The 11,322-nt window shown below is 66.1% G+C and carries 11 protein-coding genes; 3 read left to right on the top strand and 8 right to left on the bottom strand.

The features are described 5' to 3' along the window. A partial coding sequence (locus tag Q0R27_RS08435) for an EAL domain-containing protein (protein ID WP_293943309.1) occupies window positions 1-1,942 on the top strand: 1,942 nt, incomplete at its 5' end. A gap of 11 nt (window positions 1,943-1,953) precedes the next feature. Here Q0R27_RS08435 and Q0R27_RS08430 read toward each other — a convergent pair. From Q0R27_RS08430 to Q0R27_RS08415, 4 genes are all read right to left on the bottom strand, one after another. Beyond that, the gene (locus tag Q0R27_RS08430; RefSeq protein ID WP_293943307.1) at window positions 1,954-3,750 is read right to left on the bottom strand and encodes an acyl-CoA dehydrogenase C-terminal domain-containing protein; all 1,797 of its coding nucleotides are present in this window, start codon (window positions 3,748-3,750) and stop codon (window positions 1,954-1,956) included. Between the two features lie 2 nt (window positions 3,751-3,752). Continuing rightward, complete coding sequence (locus tag Q0R27_RS08425; protein ID WP_293943305.1) at window positions 3,753-4,136, bottom strand: MerR family DNA-binding transcriptional regulator; 384 nt, start codon at window positions 4,134-4,136, stop codon at window positions 3,753-3,755. 74 nt (window positions 4,137-4,210) lie between these two features. Then, window positions 4,211-5,170: an aspartyl protease family protein gene (locus tag Q0R27_RS08420; RefSeq protein ID WP_293943303.1), complete on the bottom strand. Its 960-nt coding sequence runs from the start codon at window positions 5,168-5,170 to the stop codon at window positions 4,211-4,213. A gap of 121 nt (window positions 5,171-5,291) precedes the next feature. Then, window positions 5,292-5,702 (bottom strand): hypothetical protein, encoded by a 411-nt coding sequence (locus Q0R27_RS08415; RefSeq protein ID WP_293943301.1) that lies wholly within the window; start codon window positions 5,700-5,702, stop codon window positions 5,292-5,294. Between the two features lie 246 nt (window positions 5,703-5,948). Here Q0R27_RS08415 and Q0R27_RS08410 point away from each other — a divergent pair, with 246 nt between their 5' ends. Continuing rightward, on the top strand, window positions 5,949-6,590 hold the full coding sequence (locus tag Q0R27_RS08410; protein WP_293943299.1) for a PilZ domain-containing protein: 642 nt from the start codon (window positions 5,949-5,951) through the stop codon (window positions 6,588-6,590). Between the two features lie 78 nt (window positions 6,591-6,668). Here Q0R27_RS08410 and Q0R27_RS08405 read toward each other — a convergent pair whose 3' ends face one another. After that, window positions 6,669-7,076: a PilZ domain-containing protein gene (locus Q0R27_RS08405; RefSeq protein WP_293943297.1), complete on the bottom strand. Its 408-nt coding sequence runs from the start codon at window positions 7,074-7,076 to the stop codon at window positions 6,669-6,671. A 98-nt stretch (window positions 7,077-7,174) separates the two neighbouring features. On the opposite strand from Q0R27_RS08405, the gene Q0R27_RS08400 reads away from it, so the two are divergent. Then, on the top strand, window positions 7,175-7,783 hold the full coding sequence (locus Q0R27_RS08400) for a phosphatase PAP2 family protein (protein WP_293943295.1): 609 nt from the start codon (window positions 7,175-7,177) through the stop codon (window positions 7,781-7,783). Here Q0R27_RS08400 and Q0R27_RS08395 read toward each other — a convergent pair. The 3 genes from Q0R27_RS08395 to gcvPA are packed head-to-tail and all read right to left on the bottom strand — an operon-like array spanning window position 7,718 to window position 11,318. Next, complete coding sequence (locus Q0R27_RS08395) at window positions 7,718-8,347, bottom strand: DUF938 domain-containing protein (protein WP_293943293.1); 630 nt, start codon at window positions 8,345-8,347, stop codon at window positions 7,718-7,720. The genes Q0R27_RS08400 and Q0R27_RS08395 overlap by 66 nt on opposite strands. Then, the gene (gene gcvPB / locus Q0R27_RS08390) at window positions 8,344-9,966 is read right to left on the bottom strand and encodes an aminomethyl-transferring glycine dehydrogenase subunit GcvPB (RefSeq protein WP_293943291.1); all 1,623 of its coding nucleotides are present in this window, start codon (window positions 9,964-9,966) and stop codon (window positions 8,344-8,346) included. Before gcvPB ends, Q0R27_RS08395 begins: the two co-directional genes overlap by 4 nt. Beyond that, complete coding sequence (gene gcvPA / locus Q0R27_RS08385) at window positions 9,963-11,318, bottom strand: aminomethyl-transferring glycine dehydrogenase subunit GcvPA (RefSeq protein ID WP_293943289.1); 1,356 nt, start codon at window positions 11,316-11,318, stop codon at window positions 9,963-9,965. Before gcvPA ends, gcvPB begins: the two co-directional genes overlap by 4 nt. Window positions 11,319-11,322: the final 4 nt, after the last annotated feature.

Raw genomic sequence — 11,322 nt, 5'->3', positions numbered from 1 at the left:
CACCTTGTCCTACGTTTCGCAGCAGCTCGCCGACGATTTCCATACCGACCCCGAAGCGATGCTCGGGCGCCAATTCACGGACCTGCTATCGGTCGACAGCAATGCCGGCGACCTGATGCGCGAAGAACGTACGCTCGGTTTTCACCTGTCGGCACGCTTTCCGTTCAGCGACGTCGTCGTCCGCGCCGCCAGTGCCGAGGACGTCCATTGGTCGCTGTCGGGCAATCCGGTATTCGACGGACGCGGGCGCTTCCTGGGGTTCCGCGGGATCGGCACCGACCTCACTGAACAGCGCCGCTCCGAACAGGAGATCAGCCGCCTGGCGCGATTCGATTCGCTCACCGGCCTGCCCAACCGCGCGCTGATGCGCCAGACGCTCGACGAGGCGCTGCGCAATTCGACGCGCCGGCAAAAGGGCTGCGCCTTGTTCCTGATCGACCTCGACCGGTTCAAGAACGTCAACGACACGCTCGGTCACCCGGTCGGCGACGCGCTGCTCCGCCAGGTCGCCCAACGGCTGACCAGCGTAATGGGCGACCATGGCAAGATCGGTCGGCTGGGCGGCGACGAGTTCAAGGCGGTGCTTCCCGGAACGGTCGAGACCGGGCTGCTCGAATCGCTTGCCCGCACGCTCATCGAGCGGGTGTCGCAGCCCTATCTGATCGAGGGTCATCGCGTGACGATCGGCGCATCGGTCGGCATCGCGATCGGCGACCCCGGCCGCTGCTGCGCCGACAGCCTTGTGCGCAACGCCGACCTCGCGCTTTACGCGGCGAAGGGCGACGGACGCGGCAAGCATAAGTTCTACGAACCCTCGATGCACAGCGAGGCGGCCGAACGGCAATTGCTCGAAAACGATCTCGGCCAGGCGCTCGATCGCAACGAACTATGGGTCGCCTACCAGCCGATTGTCCGCACCGCCGGCGAGGAAGTATGCGGATTTGAAGCGCTCGTCCGCTGGAAGCATCCGTCGCGGGGCGCGATCGGTCCCGACAAATTCGTGCCGCTCGCCGAGGAATGCGGACTGATCGGCAGGATCGGGCAATGGGTGCTGCGCACCGCACTGGCCGAAGCGGCCAACTGGCCCGACCATGTCCGCATCGCCGTCAACCTGTCGCCGATCCAGTTCAACGACCCGAGCATCGTCGAAATCGTCGGAGCGGCGCTGAAGGACAGCGGAGTGCGCGCCGAACGGCTCGAGCTCGAGCTGACCGAGGGCGTCTTCCTTGCCGAAAGCGACGCCACCGACGAAACCTTCGCCAAGCTCAAGAAACTCGGCGTGCGGCTCGCGCTCGATGACTTCGGGACCGGCTATTCGTCGATGCGCTATCTGAAGAAAGCACCGTTCGACAAGATCAAGATCGACCAGAGCTTCGTTCGCGGCGCGGCGTCCAGCCTCAACCGCAACGGCGCGATTATCCGCGCCATCGTCACGCTTGCTGAAAGCCTCGACATGGACACCACTGCGGAAGGCGTCGAGACCCACGACGACCTGCATCTTATCCGCGAACTCGGCGTGAGCCAGGTCCAGGGCTATATCTTCGGGCGCCCCGTGGGTTGGGAAGAAGCGCGGGCAATCGCCAATTCAATCAGGGTAGAGGCCGAGGGCTTCGACTGCATCCGCGAGCCGCGACTCCGGCTCATGCGCCGCGCGATCGCCGCCTTTGGCGGAGAGCGCAGCGAGATTCGCCTGCGTAATATCTCGGCGATGGGTGCCTTGGTCGAATGCGACCAATCGGTCACCCCGGGCCAGACGATGACGATCGACATCGTCGGGGTCGGCCCGGTGATCGGCGCGGTGCGCTGGGCGCAGGCCGGCAAGTTCGGCCTCCAGTTCACCGAAATGTTCGACCTCGCCCGCCTCGCACCAATGGCCGGATCTAATGGTCAGCCGACGAACAGCGGGTGGCATCAGGTCCGCAACAGCCGCAAGACTGCGTGAGCGAATAAACCCTAGAAAGCTTCGACCGGCAACGCCATCAGGCTGTCCGCGCCCGCCTCGACCTTGCGCCGCAGCGCCCCTGCCATCGCCATTTCCCGATCGGCATAAAAGCGCGCGGTGGCCAGTTTGTTCTCATGGAACGATCGATCCTCGCCGGCCTGGTCCTTCAGACGGGCGCTCGCACTCGCCATCTTCAACCACATCCAGCCCAGCGTCACGACCCCCATCAGCTGCATGTAGGCATAGGCCCCCGCACCGATGTTGTTCGGATTGGCCATTCCATTTTGCGCCAGCCACATCGTCGCGCCCTGCAAATGGCCGAGCGCCTTCTCAAGCGGTTCGGCGAGCCCCGCCGGGTCGCCCGCCGCCTTGGCATCGGCGATCTCCCGACCGACGAGTTCGAAATAGGCACGGATCGCGCGGCCGCCGTTCTGGGCTAGCTTGCGCCCGACCAGGTCCATCGCCTGCACCCCATTGGTGCCCTCGTAGATCTGGGCAATGCGGGCGTCGCGGACGAACTGCTCCATGCCCCATTCCCGAATATAGCCGTGGCCGCCGAACACCTGCTGCGCCATGACTGCAACCTCGAACCCGCGGTCGGTGAGATAGCCCTTGATCACCGGCGTAAGCAGCGAAATCAGGTCGTCGGCGGTCTGCCGCTCCTCCTCGGTGCCGGCCTTGTGGCTCAAGTCGACCTGCAGCGCGCCCCACAGCACGAACGCCCGTGCGCTCTCGTTGAACGCCTTGGCTTCCATCAGCATCCGGCGGACGTCGGGGTGGACGAACAGCGTATCGGCCTTCGCATTCGGGTCGCGCTGGTCGGGCACCAGCGCACGGCCCTGGCGGCGGTCCTTGGCGTAGGCGACGGCGTTCTGATAGGCGACCTCGCCTTGCGCCAGCCCCTGCAGCCCGACCCCGAGCCGCGCCGCGTTCATCATGATGAACATGGCTGCGAGGCCCTTCTCGGCTTCGCCGATCAGAAAGCCCTTCGCCCCGTCGTAATTCATCACGCAGGTCGAATTGCCGTGGATGCCCATCTTGTGCTCGATCGAGCCACACGACAGCCCGTTGCGCGCGCCCACCGAGCCGTCGTCGTTGACCAGGAACTTGGGGACGATGAACAGCGAAATGCCCTTCACCGTGTCGGGCGCGCCGACGATCTTGGCGAGCACCATATGGATGATGTTGTCGCTCAGGTCATGCTCGCCCGACGAGATGAAGATCTTCGTCCCGCTGATCGCGTAGCTGCCGTCCGCATTGGGCTCGGCCTTGGTCTTGATCAGCCCGAGATCGGTCCCGCAATGCGGCTCGGTGAGGTTCATCGTCCCGGTCCAGCGGCCCGCCACCATGTTCGGCAAATAGGTCGCCTTCTGCTCGTCCGAACCCTTGACCACGATCGACGCGATCGCGCCCGCGGTCAGGCCATTATACATTTCGAACGCCTGGTTGGCCGACAGCACATATTCGCTGATCGCGGTCGAAACGACGTGCGGCAGCCCCTGCCCGCCAAATTCCTCGGGCGCCGACAGCGTCGTCCAGCCGCCCTCGCAGAACTGGCGATAGGCCTCCTTGAACCCCGTCGGGGTGGTCACCGTGCCGTCGGGATGACGCGTGCAGCCCTCCTCGTCGCCGACCCGGTTGAGCGGTGCAAGCACCTCGCCGGCGAACCGCCCGCCCTCCGTCAGGATCGCCTCGACGAGGTCGCTCGACGCCGCCTCGAACCCGGGCAAATTGGCGTAGTTGCCGAGCCCGACGACGTGATTGAGGACGAATTGCGTATCGCGGACGGGGGCGGTGTAACTGGGCATGGTCAGTCCTTTGGTGAATTTTCGAAGGGCCTGGTTTCGACGAGTGCGATGAAATCGTTGAGCTCAAAGATGGTCGCGTCGATGTCGACCCGCTGGCGCTTCAACTCGTCGACCCGTTCGCGGCAGCGCTCGAGCGTCACCTGCCGCTGGGTCTCGCGGCGGTCGCCGATATCGTAGAGGTCGATCATCTCGCGGATCGTCGCGAGGCTGAACCCGACGCGCTTGCCGCGCAGGATCCACGCCACCCGCGCCCGGTCGCGCTCGGAATAGAGCCGCTGGGTGCCGCGCCGCTCGGGCGAGATGAGTTGCTCGTCTTCGTAAAAGCGGAGCGCGCGGGCGGTTACCCCGAACTCGTCGCACATCTCGCCGATCGAATAATGACTCATCGCAAGCATTCCTCGTCGCTACCTTCCCTTTACGCGAACGTCAAGAATGCAATCACTGGTCGGCCGACAGGCGCTCAGTTCGTCGCGAACTCGATGTGGTTCGACATGCTTGATCCCGGCAGCACGAAATGCACGCGGCGCGTTGCGAAATCGATCGACACTTTGTCGAACCCGCGCAACGCATTCATACCGAGCAGCAAAGCCGGCCGGCCATCAAGCTCGAGCTGTCGAAACACGGGCGAATCAATGAAGGCGATCTTCATGTCCTTCAACGTCACTCCGCCCAACCCCAACGTCCGGACCGAATAGATTTCAGCCGTAATTTTTTCGCCGACAACGGTGTCTATTTGGATCATCTCGCCGACCGGGCGCCGACCGATCAGTCGCCGCCGCAGTTCCGGATTGCCGATCGTGATCTGGCTTCCGGTATCGATCACGACGACCGTACCGCGGCCGTCAACATCGGCCTGGGTGAACATCAGCCGGCCGTGACGGCGGCGCGCCTCGACCACGATCGTATCGGGATCGTCCATTCTGGCGCCGCGCGACGGGGTGATGCCCATCACCCCCCGGCGAAAGTCGAACAGGATCTGCGACATCGCCAGACTGTCGACCCCGAGCATTCCGTCGGCGCCGATGTTGATCGATTCAAGAGTTGGCGCGCCGGCCACGTCGAACCGCCGCGCGCTCACCTGGAGCGCCGGGATATCGACCGTCGCGACGTCACTCGCTCCGGCCACGCTGTGCAACCGGGCACGCGCCCCGGCGGCGAGACCGAGCTGTTGGGCGAGCTGGCGCGAAATCACCGTCCTCTCGGCGCCGGTATCGATGAGGAACCGGTAGGGACCACTGTCACCGATCCGCACCGATACCGTCATCCGATCATAGGCGTCGCGCGCGAGCTTCAGGTCGTGAGTTTGTCCCGAGGCATTCTCTGAATTGGGCTCAATCGCCGTCGGAGCGGTTGGTAGCGGCAGCGCGTTTGCCCCCGCCGCAGTCATCAGCATTGGCAACAAGATCAGCAAAGCGCGCATGGCGGCCTTCCGCGGGCGCGATCATCGGGCCGTGCCCAGACGGGATGCTACGCCTGCTCCGCGATGGCGGCAAGCATTGCTCCGGCGCGGTTCGGGTGAACCGCGCCGGAGAGCGTGACGGCTACATCTTGCGATGCTTCATCATGCGATGCTTCATCATGCAATGCTTCATCATGCGGTGACTCATCATCCGATGACTCATCATGCGATCGTGACCCATCATGGAGTGACCCATCATCATGCCGCCGCCGTGCCCCTCATAAGTCTGCATGCAGCGGTCGGTAACCGATTTCGAGCAGGCCGGCAGGTCGCCCGACGCCGCCATCGGCGTGAACACCGCGCCCTGGTTAGGATTGACGGTGACCGTCGCGCCGGCCGGTACAGTGACCGACTGGTTCGCGCCCGCTGGCGCGGTGGCGGGGGCGGAGACGACCGGGATGCCACGGGCATCGATCGCCGGGGTGCCGCTATTCTGGGCCAGCGCCGCTCCCGAGGCGGTCAGGGCCATCGCTGCCAGGATGAGCTTGTTCATCGATCCATCTCCCGTTGTTATCTGTACGCCGCCGCGGGATCCGCGAAGCCTAGGACTATAACGCCTGCGGAAGGATTAGTTCCGATCGAGCGCCAGTCTTGCTTGCGCTGCAACGTTCCACCGATTTAGGGCCGATTCTAACCAAATCGTAAGAGGCGCATGGGTAAGCCTGAAAGTTGTCGGACCGGGGAAGCGAGTATGCCTGCTTCGGAAGCGCCGTCAGCGCGCTGGTTTATGGAGTAAAGCGTGGACGAACAGCCGGTCGAAACGACGATCTACAGCCTGTCGGATGCGCCTCCGGCGGCTCCGTCCGATCGCCGCGAGGACGAGCGCCACCTGACGCTTTACCGCGTCGGGTCGGTCGCCATCGACCAGCGCCGCGAACTCTGCCTGATCAAGAACATCTCGGCCGGCGGAATGCTGATCCGCGCCTATTGCGCGATGACCCACGGCACGCCGCTGGCGATCGAGCTGAAGAGCGGTCATCCGATCCACGGCAAGGTTACCTGGGTCCGCGAGCACAATATCGGCGTAACCTTCGGCCAGCCGATCGACGTCATCGAAATCCTCTCGGCCTCGATGGAGGGGCCGCGCCCGCGCATGCCGCGGATCGAGGTCGACTGCTATGCCACCGTCCGCGATGGCGCCACCGCCCACCGAATGCGCACTTGCGATGTCAGCCAGGGCGGGATCAAGCTCGAAACGCTGACCATCCTTCCGCGTGGCAACGACGTGGTCGTCATGCTGCCGCAACTGGCGCCGATGCCAGGCGTGGTACGCTGGATCGACGATGGCTTTTGCGGGATCACCTTCAACCGGCTGATGTCGCTGCCGCAACTGGTTAACTGGCTGCAGGAACAACGCGGCGGGATTCGCGCGGTCGGCTGAACAGGCACGGCGCGGCTTCGTCTGCGCGTCTATTACCCGACAATGTCATGGACGGAGCGCCCTGTCGGCGCCCAACGTTCAGTCGCGGGCGAGCGGTGAGCGGGTGACCCAGCTTTCGCCGAACAGCAAATCGGCCGCGCTCAGCGGTTGCGTCCTCAATCCCGGCCGGCGGAAGTCGGGCTTTACGCGCGCGCGCGGCGCCGGGATATGGCGCAGGACAGCGTCGGCATGGAGCGGTTCGGCGAAGGCGACCCCGGCGCGCTTGCCCTCGACCCAGGCGATGCGCCCGACGAGGCTCAGCTCGGCCTTGCGGAACAGCACCTCTGCGCCCTCGACCGGAAGCTTGTCGCCCTCGACCAGTGCGCCGTCCGACGACAGGTTGCGCAGCTTGACCGGGAGCGAGGCGCCCGACAGCTCGATCGACGCGCTCATCAGCACATTCGACCGCCGCGAGCGCCTGTTTTGGGTATTGCTGCTTTCGTCCATAACGCCGCCATAGCCTCGAACTGTAAAACATCGTTTAATGGGCAATGGTTTATTCTTTTCTCCGCGTCGCACTAATTGTTTGCCTCCTCGCGGTCGCCGTGAGTTGCGCGTTCGTCGGCGGGCTCGGCAACCCGCTCGACGTGGCGTTGATTCGCGACGGCATCGCCGCCCGCTCCGCCAGTCCGCTGCCGACCGAAACGGGATTGTTCCTCAATTATGCCGGAGGTGCGCCGGTCATGGTGGGGCTCGGGGTGATCGTCAGCATCATCCTGTGGCTGCGCGGCCAGGTGCGCCGCGCGATCGCCGTCGTCGCCATCGTGTTCGTCGGGCGAATGCTGGTCGAGGGCATCAAGATCGCCGTCCACCGCGCCCGGCCCGCGCTCGATCCGCATCCGGTCATCACCCATTCGCTGAGCTTCCCGAGCGCCCACGCCGCAAATTCGATGATCGTTTTCCCGCTTATGGCGCTGCTGTTCGCACCCGCCGCGCGCCGCACTCCATGGGTCGTCGCGGGGATCGCGGCGAGTCTGATCATCGGTGCATCGCGCTCGCTGATCGGGGTGCATTGGCCGAGCGATGTCGTCGCTGGCTGGTCGTTCGGCGCGGCGTGGCTCCTCGCCACATGGCCGCTGGCGCAGTGGCTAGCGCCGATCAAACCGCAGCATGATGTTGTTGGCAGGCATCACCCGGCGGTCGGCGAGATCTAGCCCCCTGCCCTTCGCTTCGCTCGCGAACCCGCTTACCTCGCGCAGCCCCCAGCGCGGATCACGCGCGCGCAGATCCATGTCGAAGACCTGGTTCGAAGGCACCGTCGCGATCCCCTCCTCGATCCACGGCCCATAGAGGATAAGCGGGCCACCCGCGGGCAACAGCCGCGCCGCACCGTCGAGCAACCCGAGCGCGGTTTCCCACGGGCTGATGTGGAGCAGGTTGATCGCGACCATCGCGTCGGCGCTGGCAATCGGCCAGTCGGGCTCCGCCGCATCGATCCGCAGCGGCTCGATCAGGTTCGCCGGCCCCTCCCCGCGCCACGCCGCGATCGACGCCGATGCCTCGTCCGACGCATCGCTCGGCTGCCACGCGACCCCCGCGAAGCGCCGGGCAAAGGCGAGGCCATGCTCCCCGGTGCCGCTCGCCAGTTCGAGCACGACTCCGTGCGACGGAAGCCATTGCGCAAGCACGTCGCCAATCGGTCCGACATTGCGCAGCGCCGCCGGCGCCGAGCGCTTGGCGGCGTCGACCGGCGCCTCGTAGAAGCGACGGTCGCTCACCGTCCGCCGAGCTCGGCACCCTCGCCCGAGTCCGCGCCGTCGGGAGCGGGGGTGCGGAACGCCAGTACCGGCCGCCGCGCCGCCAGCGTCTCGTCGAGCCGCCGTCGCGGGGCGAACACCGGCGCCGCCTTCAACGTCTCGTCCCCCGCCTTGGCCCGCCCTGCCACCGACCGCAGCGCCACGATGAACTGGTCGAGGCTGGCCTTGGATTCGGTCTCGGTCGGCTCGATCAGCATCGCGCCATGGACAACCAGCGGGAAATACATCGTCATCGGGTGAAAGCCCTCGTCGATCAGCCCCTTGGCGACGTCGATCGTCGAAAATCCTTCGGCGAACCCGCGATCCGAGAAGATCGCCTCGTGCATGCATGGTCCCGATCCGGCGAACGGCGCGTCGAGCACGTCCTCGAGGCTGCGCAGGACATAGTTGGCATTGAGCACCGCATCCTCGGCGACCTGCCGCAACCCGTCCGCGCCGTGGCTCAGGATATAGGCCAGCGCCCGCGTGAACATTCCCATCTGGCCGTGGAACGCGACCATCCGGCCGAAGCTGTCCGACCCCTCGGCCTGCGCCGTCTCTTCCTCGACCAGCCGATAGCCGTCGCCCGTCTTGACGACATAGGGCAGCGGCGCGAACGGGACGAGCGCATCGGACAGCACCACCGGCCCCGACCCCGGCCCGCCGCCGCCATGCGGGGTCGAGAAGGTCTTGTGCAGATTGATGTGCATCGCGTCGATGCCGAGGTCGCCCGGCCGCACCCGTCCGACGATCGCGTTGAAGTTGGCCCCATCGCAGTAGACTAGCCCCCCCGCCGCATGGACCGCGTCCGAAATCGCCTTCATCTCGGGCTCGAACAGCCCGCAGGTGTTGGGGTTGGTGATCATCACCGCCGCGACGTCACAGTCGGGCCCACCCACCCCCAGCCGGGCCTTGAGCGCGGCGAGGTCGACCCGCCCCGCCGCCGTCGCGGGAATGTCCTCGACCTTGTAGCCGCAGAAGGCCGCGGTCGCGGGGTTGGTGCCATGCGCGCTCTCCGGCACCAGCACCACCGAACGCGCATCGCCGCGCGCTTCGAGCGCCGCGCGGATCGACAGCAGACCGCACATCTCGCCATGCGCGCCCGCCTTGGGGCTCATCGCCACCGCACGCATCCCGGTCAGCGTGATCAGCCAGTGTGCCAGCGTGTCGATCAGCTCGAGCGCGCCCTGCACCGTCTCCTGCGGCTGGAGCGGATGCACGTCGGCGAATCCCGCCATCCGCGCGACCTTCTCGTTGAGCCGCGGATTATGCTTCATCGTGCACGACCCGAGCGGGAACAGCCCGAGGTCGATCGCGTAATTCTGTCGCGACAGGCGGGTGTAGTGGCGCACTGCCTCGGGCTCGGACAGGCCGGGGAGGTCGAGCGACGTGCGGCGCAGCGCGCCGACCCGTTCCGCTCCGGCGGCAGGATTAAAGTCGAAATCGACCCCGGTCTGGTCACGCGACCCGATCTCGAACAGCAGCGGCTCTTCCAGCATCAGCGCGCGATTGCCGGTCGTCGTCGCCGGGCCAAGGGCAGGAACTTCGCCGTGGACATCGCTCGGGCTCGCCGGCCGCCAGCCTGACGGATTGATCGTCATGCGCAACACTCCGTCAGCGCCGTTTCGAGCGCGTCGATATCCGCGTCGGTCACCGTCTCGGTCACCGCGATCACCAGCCCGTGCGCGAGGCTCGCCTCGCCCGGGTAGAGCCGCCCGAGCGACACCCCGCCAAGCACCCCCTTCCCGACCATCGCATGCACCGCCGGCCGCGCCTCGACCGGCAGCTTGAGCGTGAACTCGTTGAAGAAAGTCTCGCTCACCAGCTCGACTCGCGGGATCGCCGCCAGCCGCTCGGCGACCTCGGCCGCCCGCGCATGATTGATGCCCGCCAGCCGCCCCAGACCCTTCTCGCCGAGCAGCGTCAGGTGCACCGAGAACGCCAGCGCGCAAAGCCCGCTGTTCGTGCAGATGTTGCTCGTCGCTTTCTCGCGCCGGATATGCTGTTCGCGGGTCGACAGGGTCAGGACAAAGCCGCGCTTGCCCTCGGCGTCGATCGTCTCGCCCGCCAGCCGACCCGGCATCTGCCGGACATGCTTTTCGCGGCAGGCGAACAGCCCGACATAGGGCCCGCCGAACTGCAGCCCGACTCCAATCGACTGGCCCTCGCCGACAACGATATCCGCGCCCATCTCGCCCGGCGCCTTGATCAGCCCCAATGCGACCGGCTCGGTCACCACCGCGACCAGCAGCGCGCCCGCCGCATGCGCTGCCTCGGCGATCGGGGTCAAATCCTCGATCCGCCCCAGGATGTCGGGGTATTGGACGACGACGCAGCTCGTATCCTTGCCGATCCCCGCGATCAGCCGCTCAGTGTCCGTCCCCTCGAATGACGGCAGCGCCGTATCGAGCACATCGCCGGTAAATCGCGCCATCGTCCGTGCGACCGAGACATAATGCGGGTGGAGTCCCGACGACAGGATCGCGCCCGTACGCCGCGTGATCCGCCGCGCCATGCCGATCGCTTCCCAGCAAGCGGTCGACCCGTCGTACATCGACGCGTTGGCGACCTCGCACCCGAGCAGCCGCGCGACCTGCGTCTGGAATTCGAACAGCACCTGCAGCGTGCCTTGCGCGATCTCGGGCTGATACGGCGTGTAGGCGGTGAGGAATTCGCCGCGCTGGATGATGTGATCGACGCTCGCCGGGACGTGGTGCCGATAGGCCCCGCAGCCGAGAAAGAACGGTACCTCGCCCGCGACCATGTTCTTGCGCGCCATCGCCGCCAGCTGCCGCTCGACCGACAGTTCGGACGCATGCATCGGCAATTCGGCGATCGGCCCGTCGAGCCGCGCCTCGGGCGGCACGTCGCGGAACAGCTCGTCGATCGAGCCCGCGCCGATGACCTCGAGCATCTCGCTCCGATCGGCCTCGCTCAGGGGAAGATAACGCATCATA

Source organism: Sphingomonas sp., from assembly GCF_025362505.1.
Classification (GTDB): domain Bacteria; phylum Pseudomonadota; class Alphaproteobacteria; order Sphingomonadales; family Sphingomonadaceae; genus Sphingomicrobium.
The sequence above is the reverse complement of the archived record's forward strand: the minus strand, read 5'-3'. Positions and strand labels throughout refer to the sequence as shown.

Bases quoted from the DNA above. Each gene is read 5' to 3' on its own strand.
- gcvPA (WP_293943289.1), bottom strand. From the start codon at position 11,318: ATGCGTTATCTTCCCCTGAGCGAGGCCGATCGGAGCGAGATGCTCGAG.
- Q0R27_RS08415 (WP_293943301.1), bottom strand. From the start codon at position 5,702: ATGAACAAGCTCATCCTGGCAGCGATGGCCCTGACCGCCTCGGGAGCG.
- Q0R27_RS08430 (WP_293943307.1), bottom strand. From the start codon at position 3,750: ATGCCCAGTTACACCGCCCCCGTCCGCGATACGCAATTCGTCCTCAAT.
- Q0R27_RS08425 (WP_293943305.1), bottom strand. From the start codon at position 4,136: ATGAGTCATTATTCGATCGGCGAGATGTGCGACGAGTTCGGGGTAACC.
- Q0R27_RS08405 (WP_293943297.1), bottom strand. From the start codon at position 7,076: ATGGACGAAAGCAGCAATACCCAAAACAGGCGCTCGCGGCGGTCGAAT.
- Q0R27_RS08420 (WP_293943303.1), bottom strand. From the start codon at position 5,170: ATGCGCGCTTTGCTGATCTTGTTGCCAATGCTGATGACTGCGGCGGGG.
- gcvPB (WP_293943291.1), bottom strand. From the start codon at position 9,966: ATGACGATCAATCCGTCAGGCTGGCGGCCGGCGAGCCCGAGCGATGTC.